Annotated in this window: 16 protein-coding genes; 6 read left to right on the top strand and 10 right to left on the bottom strand. The window is 67.2% G+C overall.

Features of this window, described 5'->3' with window-relative positions; all coding sequences use genetic code 11:
- Window positions 1-37 precede the first annotated feature (37 nt).
- On the bottom strand, window positions 38-814 hold the full coding sequence (locus PSTAB_RS04170) for a ferredoxin--NADP reductase (RefSeq protein ID WP_013981834.1): 777 nt from the start codon (window positions 812-814) through the stop codon (window positions 38-40).
- 93 nt (window positions 815-907) lie between these two features.
- On the opposite strand from PSTAB_RS04170, the gene PSTAB_RS04165 reads away from it, so the two are divergent.
- The 3 genes from PSTAB_RS04165 (at window position 908) to PSTAB_RS04155 (ending at window position 3,049) form a co-directional block, all read left to right on the top strand.
- Complete coding sequence (locus PSTAB_RS04165; protein ID WP_013981833.1) at window positions 908-2,035, top strand: methyltransferase; 1,128 nt, start codon at window positions 908-910, stop codon at window positions 2,033-2,035.
- Window positions 2,032-2,409: a MerR family transcriptional regulator gene (locus tag PSTAB_RS04160; protein WP_013981832.1), complete on the top strand. Its 378-nt coding sequence runs from the start codon at window positions 2,032-2,034 to the stop codon at window positions 2,407-2,409. The genes PSTAB_RS04165 and PSTAB_RS04160 overlap by 4 nt, the downstream gene beginning before the upstream one ends.
- 235 nt (window positions 2,410-2,644) lie before the next feature.
- Window positions 2,645-3,049 carry a carboxymuconolactone decarboxylase family protein gene (locus tag PSTAB_RS04155; protein WP_013981831.1) on the top strand — a complete coding sequence of 135 codons (405 nt, stop codon included), beginning with the start codon at window positions 2,645-2,647 and terminating at the stop codon, window positions 3,047-3,049.
- A 34-nt stretch (window positions 3,050-3,083) separates the two neighbouring features.
- Here PSTAB_RS04155 and PSTAB_RS04150 read toward each other — a convergent pair whose 3' ends face one another.
- On the bottom strand, window positions 3,084-4,139 hold the full coding sequence (locus PSTAB_RS04150; protein WP_170934285.1) for a serine hydrolase: 1,056 nt from the start codon (window positions 4,137-4,139) through the stop codon (window positions 3,084-3,086).
- Window positions 4,136-5,215: a serine hydrolase gene (locus PSTAB_RS04145; RefSeq protein ID WP_013981829.1), complete on the bottom strand. Its 1,080-nt coding sequence runs from the start codon at window positions 5,213-5,215 to the stop codon at window positions 4,136-4,138. The genes PSTAB_RS04150 and PSTAB_RS04145 overlap by 4 nt, the downstream gene beginning before the upstream one ends.
- Before the next feature lie 143 nt (window positions 5,216-5,358).
- Here PSTAB_RS04145 and PSTAB_RS04140 point away from each other — a divergent pair, with 143 nt between their 5' ends.
- Window positions 5,359-6,597: an acyltransferase family protein gene (locus PSTAB_RS04140; protein ID WP_013981828.1), complete on the top strand. Its 1,239-nt coding sequence runs from the start codon at window positions 5,359-5,361 to the stop codon at window positions 6,595-6,597.
- A 210-nt stretch (window positions 6,598-6,807) separates the two neighbouring features.
- Here the strand turns inward: PSTAB_RS04140 and PSTAB_RS04135 are convergent, their stop codons facing one another.
- The 6 genes from PSTAB_RS04135 to PSTAB_RS04110 all read right to left on the bottom strand — a co-directional run bounded on the left by PSTAB_RS04135 (window position 6,808) and on the right by PSTAB_RS04110 (window position 12,830).
- Window positions 6,808-9,009, bottom strand: a complete 2,202-nt coding sequence (locus tag PSTAB_RS04135; RefSeq protein ID WP_013981827.1) for a xanthine dehydrogenase family protein molybdopterin-binding subunit — start codon at window positions 9,007-9,009, stop codon at window positions 6,808-6,810.
- The gene (locus PSTAB_RS04130) at window positions 9,006-9,992 is read right to left on the bottom strand and encodes an FAD binding domain-containing protein (protein ID WP_013981826.1); all 987 of its coding nucleotides are present in this window, start codon (window positions 9,990-9,992) and stop codon (window positions 9,006-9,008) included. The genes PSTAB_RS04135 and PSTAB_RS04130 overlap by 4 nt, the downstream gene beginning before the upstream one ends.
- On the bottom strand, window positions 9,989-10,501 hold the full coding sequence (locus PSTAB_RS04125) for a (2Fe-2S)-binding protein (RefSeq protein WP_013981825.1): 513 nt from the start codon (window positions 10,499-10,501) through the stop codon (window positions 9,989-9,991). Before PSTAB_RS04125 ends, PSTAB_RS04130 begins: the two co-directional genes overlap by 4 nt.
- 124 nt (window positions 10,502-10,625) lie before the next feature.
- Window positions 10,626-11,216: a nucleotidyltransferase family protein gene (locus tag PSTAB_RS04120; protein WP_013981824.1), complete on the bottom strand. Its 591-nt coding sequence runs from the start codon at window positions 11,214-11,216 to the stop codon at window positions 10,626-10,628.
- A 7-nt stretch (window positions 11,217-11,223) separates the two neighbouring features.
- On the bottom strand, window positions 11,224-12,198 hold the full coding sequence (locus PSTAB_RS04115; RefSeq protein ID WP_011912112.1) for an XdhC family protein: 975 nt from the start codon (window positions 12,196-12,198) through the stop codon (window positions 11,224-11,226).
- 68 nt (window positions 12,199-12,266) lie between these two features.
- Window positions 12,267-12,830: a DJ-1 family glyoxalase III gene (locus PSTAB_RS04110; RefSeq protein ID WP_013981823.1), complete on the bottom strand. Its 564-nt coding sequence runs from the start codon at window positions 12,828-12,830 to the stop codon at window positions 12,267-12,269.
- A gap of 130 nt (window positions 12,831-12,960) precedes the next feature.
- On the opposite strand from PSTAB_RS04110, the gene PSTAB_RS04105 reads away from it, so the two are divergent.
- Both PSTAB_RS04105 and trmA read left to right on the top strand, forming a co-directional pair.
- Window positions 12,961-14,256: an NCS2 family permease gene (locus PSTAB_RS04105; protein ID WP_013981822.1), complete on the top strand. Its 1,296-nt coding sequence runs from the start codon at window positions 12,961-12,963 to the stop codon at window positions 14,254-14,256.
- 118 nt (window positions 14,257-14,374) lie between these two features.
- On the top strand, window positions 14,375-15,463 hold the full coding sequence (trmA, locus tag PSTAB_RS04100) for a tRNA (uridine(54)-C5)-methyltransferase TrmA (RefSeq protein ID WP_013981821.1): 1,089 nt from the start codon (window positions 14,375-14,377) through the stop codon (window positions 15,461-15,463).
- Window positions 15,464-15,521: 58 nt separating this feature from the next.
- Here trmA and PSTAB_RS04095 read toward each other — a convergent pair whose 3' ends face one another.
- Entirely contained in the window at window positions 15,522-17,675 is a 2,154-nt protein-coding gene (locus tag PSTAB_RS04095) for an LTA synthase family protein (RefSeq protein ID WP_013981820.1), read from the bottom strand.
- Between the last annotated feature and the right edge of the window lie 28 nt (window positions 17,676-17,703).

Below are 17,703 nucleotides of genomic sequence, written 5' to 3'. Positions count from 1 at the left end.
GGGGCTTTTGCTTTGCGGGGCTTCCCGCGGCAATCGACTACCAGTAGTTCTCCACTGCCACCTGACCGGGCCTGCGGGTCATCGCCAGGTTCAGATCACGGGCTTTCAGTACCGCACGGGTGTCCTCGATCATCTGCGGGTTGCCGCAGAGCATGATCCGCGAATGCTCCGGCGTCAGCTGCAGATCCGCGGCGCGCTCCAGTTCGCCGTTCTCGATCAGCGTGGTGATGCGCCCATGCAGCGCGCCGGACACCCGTTCGCGCGTGACTACCGGCAGGTACAGCAGCTTCGCGCCGAGACCCTCCAGGTAGTCGCGCTGAGGCAGTTCGGCGATCAGCTGCTGATAGGCCAGTTCGCGGGCTTCGCGCACGCTGTAGACGAGAATGATGCGCTCGAAGCGCTGCCAGGCCTCGAAGTCCTGCAGGATCGACAGAAACGGGGCGATCCCGGTGCCGGTGGCCAGCAGCCAGAGGTCACGACCATCGGGAAAGCGATCCAGCGTCAGGAAGCCGAAGGCCTGCTTGTCCACCAGCAACTCGTCGCCCACCTCGAGCCGGCTCAGCTCACTGGTGAATTCGCCGTCCGGCACCACGATGGAGAAGAAATCGAGAAACTCGTCGTGCGGCGCCGATACCATGGAGTAGGCACGCCAGACAATACAGCCGCTGGGCTTGCGCACGCCGAGGCGGGCGAACTGCCCGGCGGTGAAACGAAAGCCGGGGTCGCGGCTGGTGCGCAGGGTGAACAGGTTGGGCGTCAGCGTCTGCACCTCGAGCAGGCGCTGGCGGGTGAACTTCTCTTCGCTGGCGGTCATACTTCGCTCCCTCCGAGCATCAGTGGACACTTACGTGGCGCCCCGTGAACTCTTGATACTCCTTTCCGACGCCCACAAACACCGCCAGTTCTCATGCCTATTCTCGACACCCCGTACGCCAGCCTCGACCTGATCCGCCAGCCGGAGCAGCCCAACGAGCCGTTGCAGGCCTTCGACGCCGCCGACGAATACGTGCTCGCCACGTTGCATGAACAGCGTCTGCCGGCCGCCACGCGGGTGCTAATTCTCAATGACAGCTTCGGTGCGCTAGCCTGCGCGCTGGCCGCGCATGTCGAAGTGACCAGCAGCGGCGATTCGCATCTGGCCCATCTGGCCCTGCAGAAAAACCTGGCACGCAACGACCTGCCGGCCGAACGCGTGCGTTTCGTTCCCGCCAGCGAGGTCGCCGAGGGCCCGTTCGACCGGGTGCTGATTCGCGTACCGAAGACCCTAGCCCTGCTGGAAGAACAGCTGATCCGTCTGCACGACCAGCTGGCGCCCGGCGCGCAGGTGATCGCGGCGGCGATGATCAAGCACCTGCCGCGTGCCGCCGGCGATCTGCTGGAGCAGTACATCGGCCCGGTGCAGGCTTCGCTGGCGGTAAAGAAGGCCCGCCTGCTCAGCGCCACGCCAAGCGCGAAACCGGTACCGCGGTCGCCCTACCCGACCCGTTATCAGCTCGACCAGCCAAAACTGGAACTGCTAAACCACGCCAACCTGTTCTGTCGCGAAGGGCTGGACATCGGCACGCGTGCCTTTCTGCCGCATCTGCCCAAGGCGCTCGGCGCGCTACGTGTCGCCGACCTCGGCTGCGGCAACGGCGTGCTCGGCATCGTCTACGCGCTGGGTAACCCGCAGGCGGAGCTGACCCTGGTGGACGAGAGCTACATGGCGGTGCAGTCGGCGCGCGAGAACTGGCAGGCGATCCTCGGCGAGCGCCCGGCCGATATCCGCGCCGGCGACGGCCTGGCCGAGCAACCGCCCGGCTCGCTGGATCTGGTACTGTGCAATCCGCCGTTCCACCAGCAGCAGGTGGTCGGTGATTTCCTCGCCTGGCGCATGTTCACCCAGGCCAAGGCGGCACTGACCAAGGGCGGCGAGCTGTGGATCGTCGGCAATCGCCACCTCGGCTATCACCTCAAGCTCAAGCGTCTGTTCGGCAATGCCGAGCAGGTCGCCGCCACGCCGAAATTCGTCGTTCTGCGGTCGATCAAGGCATGAACGAGGTGCCGGTCCGCCTGAGCATCCAGCAGTTCGCCGCACGTACCGGGCTGTCCGCCGACACGCTGCGCTATTACGAGAAGATCGGCCTGCTGCGGCAGGTCGCTCGGGATGCCAGCGGTTTTCGCGTCTATGGCCCACGCGACCTGGAGTGGATCGGCTTCATCCTGCGCCTGAAAGACACCGGAATGGCGCTGGACGACATCATCCGCTATGCCGAACTGCGCGAATGCGGCGATACCACGCTGGCGGCGCGCCAGGCGCTGCTCGAAGAACATGCGGCCCGGCTGCAGGAACGCATCCAGCGCGACCATGATCATCTCGACGCGTTGCGCGCGAAGATCGCCCTGTATCGCCAGCAAACTTCCGCTTGACCTGGAGCTGACTCCAACCCGCAGGCTTTCCTCTAGGGTCTGTTCCCGTTTCGTCGCAAGCCGCGTTGCTGCACCAAATGGTGCCATGGCCGGGCGGCGTTCCGCAGGCGCGGGACGCAGGTAATGGGGTTCCCTTGCCAAGTCCCGCAACGCCGCTTGGCGCCATTTGCCGCGCAACCCGCGGGCCGGGCCTGCGCGGCCGCGTACGGCCCTTACCCATCAAGAGGAACGCTCCATGTCTGCATCGACCCGCTACACAAACGGCCTGGCCAAGCTCGAAGAAATTGACGGCGAAGCCGGGCGCAAGGTCATCGACAGCCTGCAAGCCATCGCACCGGACCTGGCCCGCTACGTGATCGAGTTTCCCTTCGGCGACATCTATCAGCGCCCCGGCCTGGACCTCCCCCAGCGCGAGCTGGCGACCGTGGCGGCGCTCACCGCGCTCGGCCACTGCCAACCGCAGCTGGCGGTGCACGTTCACGGCGCGCTGAATGTCGGCTGCACGCCGGAGCAGATCGTCGAAGTGGTCATTCAGATGGCGGTTTATGCGGGCTTCCCGGCGGCACTCAATGGCATGCACACCGTCAAGACGGTATTCGCCGAACGAGGTTTGCTGCCGACCGGCAACGCCAACGAATGACCAACTGCCGGGCTTGCCTTGCTGCAGGCGCGGCTCAGTTCGGCGGCGCCTCGCTCAGCAACGCCTTGCTGATCGCCTGGCCGACCTGTTCGAACAGGCTGCCGGCTTCCTTGCCTTCGTCCAGGCCTTCGGCGCAGGCCACCACGACGATCGCACGGCGCTCGTCCTGCGGCTCGATCACGCCCACATGGCAGGCGCGCTCCAGCTGCGTGCCGGTCTTCTGGATGAAGGGCACGTCCTCCGGCAGCCCGGCCTCGAGCCGGTAGTTGTCATAGGAATCGAGCTTCATGAAGCCGTACAGCAGATCGCGGCTCTCGGCCGACAGCAACTCCCCGCGCACCAGTTTTTCCAGCATCGTGCCGTAGGCCACCAGGCTGCTGGAGTTGAGCTGGCGGGCGTAGTAGCGCTCGTAGGCCTGCTCCATGCTTGCCGCCTTCAACTCGTCCTGCCGCAGATTGAGTACCCGCGCCAGCGCCTCATAACGCGGCTTGCTGAACGGCGCTGAGGCCAGCTCCACCAGCTGCATGTTGTCCAGCCGGGCGGCATCGGGATGTACCTCGCCGTATACGTCGCGCCGCACCTGGGTAAAGCTGGTGATGGCCTCGAAGTCACCGCCCATGCTCTTGCGGGTGCGCTGGTTGAGCGCATCCTCGCCGACCAGGCGGATCAGCATGTTGGCGGCCGTGTTGTCGCTTTCGATGAGCATTTCCTTGAGCAGGTCGCGCAGCGAGTAATCGACGCCATTGTCCTGCCAGACCAGATCGCCGGAGCCGTCCACCTTGTCCTCCGCCTCCAGCGTCAGCCGCTGATCGAGGCGAAACTCGTCATCGTCGACGCCCTGCAGCACGGCCAGCGCGATCGGCACCTTCACTGCCGAGCCGAGGTACCAGAAGCGCTCGGCGTCGTAGCGCAGCTCGGCGTCCTCGCCCAGATGCTTGATGTACACGCCGAGCTTGCCTGGCGACGCCTCGTCGACGCGGCGCAGCTCCTGCTCCAGCCCATCCTTCCAGGTCGCCTCGGCCTGTTCGGTGCAGGCCGTCAGGCCGGCCAGTGGCACCAGCAGTGCGCCCAACGCGATCAATCTGCTCATCTTCGAATCAACCCCGTTGCGGCGACGGCCTCGCCGGTGCCACGCAATGCCCGCTCGGCCTGGGTGGTGGAGGCCACCCCGCGCACGCAGGCGACAATGATCAGGCGCTGGGACGTCGAGTCCGCCGCGCCTGGCTGGTCCACCAGCCCGGCATCGCAGATGCGCGCGCGCTGGGTGCCGGTCTTGTGCGCGAACCCGGTGCCGGACGGCAGGCCAGCCTTGATTCGCCGCCCGCCGGTCTCGACCCGGCGCATCACGCTCAGCAGGTACTCGGTGCTCGCCGGCCCCAGCGCGGTGCCGGCATCGAGTGCCGAGAGCAGATCGCCATAGGCCTTCAGCGTGCCGGAGTTGAACGGCGTGGCGTAGTAACGCTCGTAGGCCTCGCCGAGGCTGATGGGCACCAGCGCGCTGCGCTCCACGCCGATCAGCCGCGGCAGCAAGGCCAGGCGGCCGGCGTCGTTCGGCTGCCGCTTGAGGGCGAGAAAATCCTTACCGGACAGGGTGCGCGCCGCCGGATGCAGTTCGCCATAGATCAGCCGTCGCACATCGGCCAGGGTGGTGATCGGCCCGAAACCCTCGGGCACCAGCTCGCGGGTAACCGCATTGACCTGGTCGATGCCGACCAGCCTGATCAGCATGTCGCTGGCGGTGTTGTCGCTGTGGATCAGCATCTGGTCCAGCAGATAGCGCACGCTCAGCGCCTTGCCCGGCGCATGGCTGTTGGTCGGGCCGGCACCGTCGACATAGTCGCTGGCAAGCAGGGTCACCGGGCTGTCCAACGTCAAGTCGTCCTGCTCGACACGGCGCATCACCGCGATGGCAATCGGCACCTTGACCGTCGAGGCCAGGTACCAGGCGTCCTCGCCGTGGTAGGAGACCGAGATGCCGGTCTGCATGTCCTTGACGTAGACGCCCAGTTGCCCCGGTGTCTGCCTGTCCACCTGCGCCAGGCGGGCCAGGAACGGGCCGCTCCATTCGATGCTGTCCTGCGCCACGGCGCGCTGGGCGAGCGACAGCGTGATCAGCAGCAGACACAGAGCGGCGAACGGTGAACGAAGCTGGGCGGGCAACAACATGGGCCTCCGGATCGAATGGTGCATTTCCCACCTATCCGACCACCGGCGCTGGCGGGCGTGCGCCGGGTCCCGATTACCGGTGCAGCGCAACCGCTGGCGTCGATGCGAGTCCGATGACTATCAACCGACGCAGGAGTGGAGCAGTGGCGCGCACCGAACATTTCATCGGACTGGAGTGGCTGCGCTTTCTGCTGGCCATCTATGTCGTGCTGTTCCATACCGTGCACGCCTACGTCGAGGACGAGCCGACCTGGCTCTCGGAGCTGGCCGGCGTCGGCTTCTTCGCCACCAGCAGTTTCTTCGTCCTCTCCGGCTTTCTGCTGGCGCACGTCTATTGTCGGCAGGGCGAACTGCGCGAGCCGGCGCGGCATTTCCTCGGCAAACGCCTGGCCAACCTCTACCCGCTGCACCTGTTCTCGCTGCTGCTGACGGCCATCGTGCTGACCATCATCGCCAAGCTAGGCATTCCGCCGGACGACGCCAAGGCGAGCCTGCGCTATGTGGTCTACGACACCAACGAGGAGCTCAGCGGCGAGGCCCGCGACGCCCTCGAGTACTTCATGAACAACCGCGAGCTGGCGTTCAACTTCATTCTGCAGCTGCTGATGCTGCATGCCTGGAACCCGCTGTACCTGACGTTCAACCCGCCGCTGTGGTCGATCTCCACGCTGTTCTTCTTCTACCTGTGCTTCCCGCTGCTGGCACCGCGCCTGATGCGCCTGCGCCACAAGGGCTGGTGGCTGCTGGCAATCGCCGCGCTCTACCTGCTGCCGCCGCTGTGGGCGATCCAGCAGGATGCCTACGGCATTCCCGTCACCGGCATGCTGCACCGCATGCCGCTGCTGCGGCTGCCGGAATTTCTCGCCGGCATTCTGCTCTGCGGGCTGTTCCGCGAATGGCGAGCGGCCGGCGGGCAACTCGGCATCGCAGCACGGCTGGCACTGGGGGCCTTCGTGCTGGCGAGCTTTCTGGCCACGGTGTGGCTGCTCAAGGGCGAACGCTACTGGTATTTCCTGTTGCACAACGGCCTGCTGCTGCCGGCGCAACTGGCGCTGGTCTGGCTCTGCGCGCTGATCGCCACGCCACGCAGTGCCGCAGTGGTCGGCTGGTCACAGCGCCTGGGAGCGGCCTCGTTGCCGCTGTTCGTGCTGCATGTGCCGGTGTTCATCCTCTTCTCGCGCTCGGAGAAGCTGCTCGGGGCGGTGTCGGCCGAATGCCTCGAGGACTGGGCCGATTGCGTGGCTCAGGCGGGGGAACTGGCGCTGACGCCGGCCTTCTATCCGCTGTATCTGGGATTGTGCATCGTGGTGTGCGTGCTGGCGCAGGAGCGAGCGGTGGTGCCGGTGAGGCAGTTCCTGCTCAGGCGGGTATTGAAGGTTTGATGCAGGGGCACGTGAAGTCGCATGCCCACGCGCGCCAGAAAAAGCGAAGAAAGATCGCGACCGAAAACCTACAGGCAAAACGGACTCAAACCCCTCCGACCGCGTAGCGTCAAAACGGCGCGGTCCACCACGCCGCAGCGCGGGGACCATCAGCGGCTCCATCTTCCTCAGCCGCAACGGCGGGCCGAAGCCCACCCAGCGCGCCGGCGACTACAGCAGTTTATCCAGGGTAATCGGCAGGTCCCTTACCCGCCTGCCGGTCGCGTTGTAGATCGCATTGGCCACCGCCGCCGCCACACCGACGATACCGATCTCCCCTACTCCCTTCGACCCGAGCTCGTTGACCACCTCGTCGTGTTCCTCGACGAAGATCACCTCGACCTCCGGAATGTCCGCGTTCACCGGGATGTGGTACTCGGCGAGGTTGTGGTTCATGTAGCGGCCGAGCCGGTGGTCGATCAGCGTCTCCTCGTGCAGCGCCTGGCCGATGCCCCAGACCACGCCGCCGACGATCTGGTTGCCGGCCGTCTTCGGGTTGACGATTCGTCCGGCGGCGATCGCACTGACCACGCGGCTGACCTTGATGGTGCCAAGGTCCTCGTCGACGCGCACTTCGACGAACACCGCCGAATGGGTCGCGGTCGCCCAGGCGTCGCGCTTCTCGTCGGGCTTGACGCTGGCTTCGGCGTCCAGCGCGCCGCTGACCTGGACGATGTCGCGCAGCGCCACGGCATGTTCGCCGGTTTTCAGCCGCAGCTGCCCATCGACGAACTCCACCGCGTCCAGACTCGCCCCGGTGAACGGCGAGGCCGGCGACTGCTGCACGGCGTCCAGCAGCTTCTGCCGCAGGCCGGCGCAGGCGCGCTGCACCGCACTACCGACCGAGGACACGGTGGCCGACCCGCCTTCCAGCGGCGCCTGCGGCAGGCTGGAATCACCCAGACGGAATTCCACCTCGCTCATCGGCAGGCCCATCGCGTCGGCGGCGATCTGGGTCATCGCGGTGTAGGTGCCGGTGCCGATGTCGGCGGTGGCGCTGGTTACCAGCAGCCTTCCGTCCGCGTCGAGACAGGCGCGAGCGGAGGCCGGCATCTGCATCGCCTCCCAGACACCGGTGGCCATGCCCATGCCGACCAGTTGATGGCCGTCGCGCAGACTGCGTGGCTGCGCCGGGCGCCGCGACCAGCCGAAACGCTCGGCACCCTGCTGGTAGCAGGCACGCAGTTCCTTGCTGGAATAGCGCTTGCCCTCGTTGCCGTTGGTCTCGGTGTAGTTGCGCAAGCGCAGCTCCAGCGGATCGATACCGACTTCATAAGCCAGCTCGTCCATCGCGCACTCCAGCGCATAGACGCCAATGGTCGCCCCCGGGGCGCGCATGTCCAGCGGGGTATAGACGTCCAGCGGCGCCAGACGGTAGCCGAGGCGCACGTTGTCGCAGGCGTAGAGCATGCCGGACCACTCCACCTCGTGTTCGGTGAAGTCCTCGAAGCGCGAGGTCTGGCCGATGGCCCTGTGCTCGATGGCCTGCAGCCGCCCGTCACCATCGGCCGCCAGCTTGAGCTGCTGGACGGTGCGTGGGCGATAGCCGAAGGTGAACATCTGCTGGCGGGTCAGCTCGACGCGCACCGAAGCCTTGAGCTTGAGCGCGGCCATCACCGCCAGCGGCAGCTGGTACTGCGGGCGCAGGCCGGAGCCGAAGGCACCGCCGACGAAGGGCGACAGCACGCGGATCTTGCCCTCCATGTCGAACACCTGCTCCAGGTAGCGCTGGCAGTTCTGCACGCCCTGGGTCTTGTCGTGGATCAGCAGCTCCCCGCCCGGCTGGTACTGGACGATGGAAGCATGCGGCTCCATGGGGTTGTGGTGTTCCACCGGGGTCTCGTACTCACGGTCGATGCGATTTGCCGCCGCCGCGAACGCCGAGTCGAAATCACCGCGCGGCTCGGGCAGCTCGGCAGGCGCATCGTGGGCCTGGTCGCGCACGGCCTGCAGATCGGTCTGGTGCGCCTCGACTTCGTATTCGACTCGCACCAGGCTCGCCGCATGGCGCGCCAGGGCCTGGGTCTCGGCCACCACCAGCGCCAGAGGCTGGCCGCTGTAGAGCACGCGGTCGTTGTACAGCGGGCGGAACGGCGAGCCTTCGGCGGCATCATCGTCCTCGTAGGGCTTGTCGTAGCTGGCCACCGGCGGTCGGTTCTGATGGGTCAGCACCAGGCGCACGCCGGGCAGTGCCTCGGCCGCGGCGGCGTCGATGCGCGTGACTCGGCCACGGGCGATGCGGCTCGAGACCACCGCGCCGTAGAGCAGCCCCGGCACCTCGGCTTCGGCGGCATAACAGGCCTTGCCGGTGACCTTGAGCGGGCCGTCGACGCGATCCAGGGGCTTGCCGAGTGGAGAGTTGGCGCTGTTCATCGGACGGTTCCTCCGGCGGCTTCGGTGAGCGCGCGCACGATGGCGCGATGGGCCAGGTCGATCTTGAAGGCATTGTCGGCAAGCGGTTGCGCGCCTTGCAGCAGGCGATCGGCCGCCGCGGCGAACCTCGCCGGCTCGGCGCGCTGACCACTGAGCAGGTCTTCGGCTTCCTCCAGGCGCCAGGGCTTGTGGGCCACGCCGCCCAGGGCGATGCGTGCGCGACGGATGACGTCGCCATCGACCTCCAGCGCGGCGGCAACGGAGACCAGCGCGAAAGCGTAGGACGCGCGGTCACGCACCTTGAGGTAGGCGCAGTGGCTGGCGAAGCCCTCCACCGGCAGTTCGACGGCGGTGATCAGCTCGCCTTCGGTGAGCACGTTGTCCAGCTGCGGCTGGTCGCCGGGCAGGCGGTGAAAGTCCACCAGGTCGACGCGCCGCTGGCCATGCGGCCCTTCGATGTGCACCCGCGCGTCCAGCGCCGCCAGCGCGACGCACATGTCCGAGGGATGCACGGCGACGCACGCCTCGCTGGCACCGAGGATGGCGTGGATGCGGTTGCGCCCGTCGTGTGCGCCGCAGCCGGACCCTGGCTCGCGCTTGTTGCACGGGGTGGCGGTGTCATAGAAGTAGTAGCAGCGGGTGCGCTGCAGCAGATTACCGCCGGTGCTGGCCATGTTGCGCAGCTGGGGCGATGCCCCGGCAAGAATGGCCTTGCTCAGCAGCGGGTAGCGCTGCTCGATCTGCGGGTGCCAGGCCAGGTCGGCGTTGCTCACCAGCGCACCGATGCGCAGGCCACCCTCGGCTGTCTGTTCGATCTCACGCAGCGGCAGGCCGTTGATGTCGATCAGCTGGCCCGGATGCAGCACGTTTTCCTTCATCAGGTCGAGCAGGTTGGTGCCACCGGCGATATAGCGGCTGTCCGGCCCGTGCAGGGCGATGGCCTGGTCGATACGTTCGGGGCGCTGGTAGCTGAACGGCGTCATTGCGCACCCTCCTGGCCACGTAGCACCGGCAGTGCCTCCTCGATGGCGGCGAGGATGTTCGGATAGGCGCCGCAGCGGCAGAGGTTGCCGCTCATGTGTTCGCGGATCTCGTCGCGGCTGCTGGCGCGGTGCTCGGCCGCGAGCCCGGCCGCCGAGCAGATCTGCCCCGGCGTGCAATAACCACACTGGAAGGCATCGTGCTTGACGAAGGCGGCCTGCAGCGGGTGCAGCGCCTCGGTGCTGGCCAGGCCCTCGATGGTGGTCAGACGCGCGCCGTCGTGCATCACCGCCAGGGTCAGGCAACTGTTGATGCGCCGCCCGTCGAGCAGCACCGTGCAGGCGCCGCACTGGCCGTGATCGCAGCCTTTCTTGGTGCCGGTCAGGCCGAGCTGGTCGCGCAGCAGGTCGAGCAAGGTGGTCCAGGGTTGCACCTGGAGCTCACGGCGTTCGCCGTTCAGCTCCAGGCTGATGGTGCAGGTCTGGCCTGCAGCTGAAGAATGTTCGCTCATGGCAGCCTCACGGTTTGGGCATTGGTGTGCGCTGTCCGTGCGTCTTGGGGTACGACTGGCGTGGCGCCGAAATCGTTCCGCTCCCTGAGCAGGGGCCGGAGCATCGCCGTGCAGGCTTATCGGATCAGCACCGCCGGCGATCGTCCGGGTGGTCGATGTCCTGCAACACGCCAGGGTCGTCCACCTCCAGCTGCTGCACGGCATGCCGGGCGAACAGCGCCTGGGCACCGCGATCGCCATCGAGCTGCAGCAACCGTTCGCGATGAGCGCCACCAATCCCGCGCGGATGGCCGGGCCGCCCCTGATGGACAGGCACCACCAGATTGTCGTGGTCGATCGCCGCGACGATGGCCCGCAGGGTCGCTGGCTGGACATAGGGCATGTCGCCCAGCGCCACCAGCCAGCCGTGGGCCGCCGGTGCATGGGCGACCGCCTGGGCCAGGCTATGACCGAGGCCACGGGTCTCCACCAGCAGCCGCTCGCAGTCCTCGGCATGGGCGCGAAGCCAGTCGTGCAGCGGACCATTGTCGGCGCGGGTCACCACCAGCAGCCGCTCGGCGACGCCGCGCAGGTTCGCCAGCGTGGCGGCGAGCACCGGCGGCGCCGGCGCATCGCTGAGGCTCGGCGCCAGCAGCTTGTCCGCACCACCGGCCGCGCGGTAACGGCTGCCCTGCCCGGCGGCGAGCACGATGGCGCAGACACCGGCACCAGACACCCTGTGCTCAGGCACAGCGCTGCTGCGCCGACAGGCTCGGCGCCAGGGCGCCATTCTTCAGCGCCACCACCTCGGCCATCAGCGACAGGGCAATTTCCGCCGGCGTGCGGCTGCCGATGGGCAGCCCGATGGGGCCGTGCAGGCGCTGCACCTGGCGCTCGCCAAGACCCAGCGAGAGCAGGCGCGCCTTGCGCTTCTCGCTATTGACCCGCGAGCCCAGGGCGCCGACGTAGAAGGCTTCGGACTGCAGCGCGGTGAGCAGCGCCATGTCGTCCAGCCGCGGGTCGTGGGTCAGCGCGACGATGGCGGTGTGCGCATCCGGCTCGATGGCCAGCACGGCGTCGTCCGGCATGCCGGGCACGAAGCGCACGGCGGCCGGATTCCAGTCGTGGGCATAGCCTTCGCGTGGGTCACAGATCAGCACCTCGAAGCCGAGGCCGTGAGCCAGGTCGGCGACATAGCGCGACAGCTGCCCGGCGCCGATCATCAGCAGGCGCCAGGCCGGACCGAATGGCGCGCGCAGGGTATGCCCGTCGAACTGCAGCACAGCCTCACGCCCGGCGGGCTGCAGGACGACCGCGCCGCTGGCCATGTCCAGCCGGCGCAGCAGCCGCTCGTGTGCGGCACAGCGCGACAGCAGCTCGTCGATCCAGCCGGCATCGCGCAATGGCTCCTGCAGCAGGCGCAGGGTGCCGCCGCAGGGCAGGCCGAAACGCGCGGATTCCTCCTTGCTCACGCCATAGGTGATCAGCTGGCAGGTCGACGGTGGCTCATCGGCCATGACCCGGGCGAGCAGGTCGTCCTCGACGCACCCACCGGACACCGAGCCCTCGACACGGCCGTCGCCGCGCAGCGCCAGCAGCGAGCCCACCGGGCGCGGCGCGCTGCCCCAGGTTTCGATCACCGTGTAGAGCACCACCGCGTGACCGTCACGCAACCAGTCGCGGGCACGCCGCAGCACTGCCAGATCGACACTGTCCATCGTTCTCCTCGAATTCACCGTTTGCACCGGCTGGCCGGCATGCAAGCAGTGACCGATGGGCTGCGTGGTTAGTTCGTCGCCGGCACCAGCATGGCGTCGGCCACCTCGCGCCGCTTGCCCCGTCCGGCCAGTCGCTCCACCAGGGTCAGGGCGAACTCCAGGGCGGTCGCCGGGCCCTGGCTGGTGATGCAGTTGCCGTCCACCACCACCGGCTGGTCGAGGAAATGCGTGCCGGTGAGGTTGTCGCTCATGCCTGGGTAGCAGGTCACCTGGCGGCCCTTTAGCACACCGTAGGGGTGCAGCGCCACCGCCGGCGCGGCGCAGATCGCCGCGTAGTCCAGTCCGGCGCGGGCCTGCTGGCGTACGCGCTCGGCCAGTGGCTCCAGCTCGCCGAGGGTCTTCGCGCCGGGCATGCCGCCGGGCAGCACGATGAGGTCGAAGTCCTGCGCCAGCACGTCGAGCAGCATGGTGTCGGCAGTGATCCGGGTCCCGCGCGCACAGGTCAGCATGCGCCGTTCCTCGGCGCTGGCCACCACCACGTCGAACTCGGCACGGCGCAGCACGTCGATCAGGGTGACGACCTCCAGGTCTTCGGAACCGTCGGCGATCGGAATCAGGACACGTTTGCTCATGGCGTTCACCTGCTCAATGGAAATTCAACCGCGCTGCCGGCCGGTGTAAGATGCCCGGCTTTTGCGACGACAGGCCAGCCGCCCGCCAGAGGCGACGGCCCCACACTTAACCGGCACAAGAGGATCGACCATGCTGGAAAAGCTGTTTCAACTCAAGGCGCACAACACCACGCTGCGCACCGAGATCCTGGCCGGCATCACCACCTTCCTGACAATGGCCTACATCCTCTTCGTCAACCCGAGCATCCTCGCCGAGACCGGCATGGACCACGGCGCGGTGTTCGTCGCCACCTGCCTGGCAGCAGCCATCGGCTCGGCGATCATGGGTCTGGTCGCCAACTACCCGATCGCGCTGGCACCGGGCATGGGCCTGAACGCCTTCTTCACCTACACCGTGGTGCTGACCATGGGTTACACCTGGCAGACCGCGCTGGGTGCAGTGTTCCTCTCCGGCCTGATCTTCTTCGGCCTGTCGATCTTCAAGATCCGTGAATGGATCATCCACAGCATTCCGCTGGCCCTGCGCGCCGGCATTGCCGCCGGTATCGGCCTGTTTCTGGCGATCATCGCTCTTCAGAAGTCAGGGATCGTTGTTTCCCACCCAGCTACGATGCTAACGCTTGGAGACGTGAGCGCCGGCGGCCCGTTGCTGGCATGCCTTGGCTTTTTCATCATTGTTGCGCTCGCCTATCTCCGGGTGACCGGTGCAGTGATGATTGGAATCATCTTAGTAACCGTGCTATCGATCGCGCTGGGTCTATCGCAGCTCAACGGCGTGGTGTCGATGCCGCCGTCGCTGGCGCCGACTTTCATGCAGCTGGACATCATGGGTGCGCTGGATATCGGCCTGATCAGCGTGATCTTCGCCTTCCTCTTCGTCGACCTGTTCGACACTTCCGGCACCCTGATCGGCGTGGCGCAAAAAGCCGAGCTGCTGGACAAGGACGGCAAGATGCCGCGCCTGGGCCGCGCCCTGCTCGCCGACAGCACCGCCACCATGGCCGGCGCGGCGCTGGGTACCTCGACCACCACCAGCTACATCGAATCCGCCGCCGGTACCGCTGCCGGTGGCCGCACCGGCCTGACCGCCTGCGTGGTCGCCCTGCTGTTCCTGCTCAGCCTGTTCTTCGCCCCGCTGGCCGGTGCCGTGCCGGCCTACGCCACCGCCCCGGCGCTGCTGTTTGTCGCCGTACTGATGATGAGCAGCCTGGCCGGCATCGACTGGGACGACCTCACCGTCGCCGCGCCGGTGGCCATCGCCGCGCTGGCCATGCCGCTGACCTTCTCCATCGCCAACGGCATCGCCTTCGGCTTCATCGCCTGGACCGCCATCAAGCTGCTGGCCGGCCGCTGGCGCGAGCTGAGCCCGGCGATGTGGATTCTCTCGGCGCTGTTCGTGGTCAAGCTGGGCTGGTTCGCCGGCTGACGCTCCGTAGGGTGGATGGCGCTTTTCATCCACCTTTCACCCGGCGACGGTGGATGGATGAAGCGCCAGCTGCGCACCCCGATCCACCCTACGATTACCTACCTTTCCAAGAGTCTTCATGAGCGCTCCGCAATTCGACCCCGCCACCTACGCCGCCCAACTCGCCGAAAAAGCCGCCCGGCTGGAGGAGCTGCTGGCACCGTTCGATGCACCGGCAGCGGAGGTCTTCGACTCGCCCCGCGAGCATTACCGCCTGCGTGCCGAGTTCCGCCTGTGGCGCGAAGACGGCCAGCGCCATTACGCGATGTTCGAGCAGGGCGACAAGCACAAGGCGATCCTGATCGACGACTTCCCTATCGCCAGCCGCCGCATCAACGAGCTGATGCCGCAACTGAAGGCCGCCTGGCAGGCGTCGGAAGTGCTCAGCTTCAAGCTGTTCCAGGTCGAATTTCTCACCACCCTGAGCGGCGATGCGCTGATCACCCTCGCCTACCACCGCCCATTGGACGAGGCCTGGCAGGCCGAAGCCGAGCAGCTTGCCGCCGACCTCGGCGTCAGCCTGGTCGGCCGTTCCAAGGGCAAGCGCATCGTCATCGGCCGCGATTACGTGGAAGAACAGCTGGTGGTCGCCGGCCGCCGCTTCCGCTACCGCCAGCCGGAAGGCGCCTTCACCCAGCCCAACGGCGAGGTCTGCCAGAAGATGCTGAACTGGGCCTTCGAAGCGCTCGGCGAACGCGATGACGACCTGCTGGAGCTGTACTGCGGCAACGGCAACTTCACCCTGCCGCTGGCCACCCGCGTGCGCCGCGTGCTGGCCACCGAGATCAGCAAGACCTCGGTCAACGCCGCGCTGGCCAACATCGAAGACAACGGCATCGACAACATCGAGCTGGTGCGGCTCTCCGCCGAGGAGCTGACGCAGGCACTGAACGAGGTGCGCCCGTTCCGCCGCCTGGCCGGGATCGACCTGAAGAGCTACGACTTCGGCAGCGTCTTCGTCGACCCGCCACGCGCCGGCATGGACCCGGACACCTGCGAACTGACCCGTCGCTTCGAGCGCATCCTCTACATCTCCTGCAATCCGGAGACCCTGGCGCAGAACATCGCCCAGCTCGCCGACACCCATCGCATCGAGCGCTGCGCGCTGTTCGATCAGTTCCCCTACACCCACCACATGGAAGCCGGGGTGCTGCTGGTTCGCCGCTGAGGCAGCAGCGCACTCGCCAGCCCCGGCACACCACTTGCTGCTCGGCGCACTTGAGCCCTCAGCCCTCGCGGGGGCCGCGCTGGCCCTTCGGCGCAATCGGTGGTTCACCGTCGGCGGCAGCGCGCGCCAGCGTTTCTCCGGTTGCCGTCTCCTTCCGCTCACGATCGCCCGCGGTGTTGGCCAGCAGGCTGCCGGTGGCCACCTGCAGATAGGCCTGCAGCTGGCGCAGCATCGACGCCGCGTTGTCGGCATCCTCGATCCGCTGGGCGCTGGCATCGGCACCGAGGCGATAGCGGTACAGGCGCGGCTCGAGGTCCTTGGGCTGTACCAGGATCTGCTCGCCGCGGATCATCGCCACGGTCTGATCGCTGCCCGAGGGCTTGATGATGCCGAAGCCCGGGTCACGTTCATCCAGTGCCAGCAGGTCGCGACCCCAGCACTGATGGCGCACCTCGCCCCCGAGGCGGCCCATGATGGTCGGCACCACGTCGACCTGGGTACCCACCACTTCGCGCCGGCTGCCGAACTGCTCGGTAACGCCCGGGGCGATCAGCAGCAGCGGCACGTGGAAACGGAACAGATCCATCTCGGTGAGCTGTTCCGGCGCGCCGAAGCCATGGTCGCCGACCACCACGAACAGGGTCTCCTTGTACCAGGGCTGGCGCTTGGCCTGCTCGAAGAAGCGGCCCAGCGCCCAGTCGGAATAGCGCATGGCGGTCAGGTGCGCATCCTGCGAGCCATGGCTGGTGACCGCCGGCACCGGCAGCGGGTCCGGCAGCGCATAGGGTGTGTGGTTGGACAGCGTCTGCAGCAGTGCATAGAAGGGCTCGTCCGGTGCCAGCGCGCCGAGCTCCTGCACGGCGCGGTCGAACATGTCCTGGTCGGAGACGCCCCAGGTCGGGTCAGCCACCACCGGGTCGACGTAGTCGTTGCGCCCGACAAAACGGGTCATGCCCTGGTTGCCGAAGAAGCCGGCCTGGTTGTCCCAGGCGAAATCGCCGTTGTAGACGTAGACGTCGTTGAACGCCCGGGCGCTGAGCAGCTGCGGCAGCCCGGAGAAGCGGTTGCCGCCCTCCGGTGACTGCATCAGGTACTCGAACCCCGGCAGATTGGGAAAGCACGCCATGCTGGCGAACATGCCCTGGTGGGTGTGGGTGCCGTTGGCGAAGAAGCGCTCGAACAGCAGGCCCTCACCGGCCAGGCGGTCGAAGTGAGGTGTGATGCCGTCGCGGCTGCCCAGCGCGCCGACATAGCGCCCGGCGAAACTCTCCATCAGGATGACCACCACGTTACGCACCGGCAAGCGAGCGGCCTCCGGCGCCCGGTAGTCGCGGCGCACAGCGGCCAGCTCCGGGTCGGCCAGCTGGTCGTTGCCGGTCAACAGCAGCTCGCGGGTGACCGCCAGGGCCTCGTCCTCGGGCAGCACGGCTTCCCAGGCGTTGTCGCGATGATCGGAATAGCGGTTCTTCGCCGCCTCGTAGAGGGTCAGCGCCGGGTTCAGGCCGAGCTGGTTGATGAACACCGAGTCGGTGGTGAAGGCATCGCCCCAGCGTAGCGGCGGGCCCTGACGCAGGGTGCCGCGAGCGGCGACCACGCTGATCAGGACCAGCACCAGCAGCGTGGCGCCACGCCAGTGCCAGGCCAGCGGCGGACGAGCTGGCGAGCGGCGCATCTGGCTGGCGCCGCGCGGCCGGCAGCGACCGTCGAGCCAGCGGAGCAGCAGCGCCCAGACCAGCGTCAACCCGCCCCAGACGCTCAACAACGTCACCACCGGAAAGCCGTGCCAGAGCATGCTCAACACCGTGGCCGGATCCTCGCCGAGGTATTGGAAGACCAGCGCATTCAGCCGCTGATGAAACTCCTGATAGAAGTTCAGCTCGATCACGCCGAGCAGGATCGCCAGACTGGCGCAGGCGGTGAGCCAGATTCGCTGCAGCCTGCGCGCGGCCATTGCGCGTGGGCTAAACACCGCCAACGACAGCGGCACGAAGATATAGACCAGCACGCGCAGGTCGAAACGCAGGCCGTTGCCGAAGCCTTCGAGCAGGGTGGCCAGCGAGGCGTCACCAAGCAGCTCGCGGTTGAACAGCAGCAGTGCCAGGCGCAGCAGGGCCAACAGCGTCAGCAGTGCGAGCGCACTGCCAGCCATGAACAGCAGGTGGTGGCGTAGTCCGGGCTGGACAGGCTGCGCGCGGGCGGTTGCGTCGGTCATGGGAAAGTCCTGGGTAAATGGAAGAAAT

Origin of the sequence: Stutzerimonas stutzeri, from assembly GCF_000219605.1 — a bacterium.
GTDB classification, from domain to species: domain Bacteria; phylum Pseudomonadota; class Gammaproteobacteria; order Pseudomonadales; family Pseudomonadaceae; genus Stutzerimonas; species Stutzerimonas stutzeri.
The sequence above is the reverse complement of the archived record's forward strand: the minus strand, read 5'-3'. Positions and strand labels throughout refer to the sequence as shown.

Coding starts and splice junctions, on each gene's coding strand:
- PSTAB_RS04150 (WP_170934285.1), bottom strand. CDS start 4,139: ATGAGCAGATTGATCGCGTTGGGCGCACTGCTGGTGCCACTGGCCGGC.
- PSTAB_RS04095 (WP_013981820.1), bottom strand. CDS start 17,675: ATGACCGACGCAACCGCCCGCGCGCAGCCTGTCCAGCCCGGACTACGC.
- PSTAB_RS04170 (WP_013981834.1), bottom strand. CDS start 814: ATGACCGCCAGCGAAGAGAAGTTCACCCGCCAGCGCCTGCTCGAGGTG.
- PSTAB_RS04160 (WP_013981832.1), top strand. CDS start 2,032: ATGAACGAGGTGCCGGTCCGCCTGAGCATCCAGCAGTTCGCCGCACGT.
- PSTAB_RS04135 (WP_013981827.1), bottom strand. CDS start 9,009: ATGAACAGCGCCAACTCTCCACTCGGCAAGCCCCTGGATCGCGTCGAC.
- PSTAB_RS04125 (WP_013981825.1), bottom strand. CDS start 10,501: ATGAGCGAACATTCTTCAGCTGCAGGCCAGACCTGCACCATCAGCCTG.
- trmA (WP_013981821.1), top strand. CDS start 14,375: ATGAGCGCTCCGCAATTCGACCCCGCCACCTACGCCGCCCAACTCGCC.
- PSTAB_RS04115 (WP_011912112.1), bottom strand. CDS start 12,198: ATGGACAGTGTCGATCTGGCAGTGCTGCGGCGTGCCCGCGACTGGTTG.
- PSTAB_RS04145 (WP_013981829.1), bottom strand. CDS start 5,215: ATGTTGTTGCCCGCCCAGCTTCGTTCACCGTTCGCCGCTCTGTGTCTG.
- PSTAB_RS04165 (WP_013981833.1), top strand. CDS start 908: ATGCCTATTCTCGACACCCCGTACGCCAGCCTCGACCTGATCCGCCAG.
- PSTAB_RS04110 (WP_013981823.1), bottom strand. CDS start 12,830: ATGAGCAAACGTGTCCTGATTCCGATCGCCGACGGTTCCGAAGACCTG.
- PSTAB_RS04130 (WP_013981826.1), bottom strand. CDS start 9,992: ATGACGCCGTTCAGCTACCAGCGCCCCGAACGTATCGACCAGGCCATC.
- PSTAB_RS04155 (WP_013981831.1), top strand. CDS start 2,645: ATGTCTGCATCGACCCGCTACACAAACGGCCTGGCCAAGCTCGAAGAA.
- PSTAB_RS04105 (WP_013981822.1), top strand. CDS start 12,961: ATGCTGGAAAAGCTGTTTCAACTCAAGGCGCACAACACCACGCTGCGC.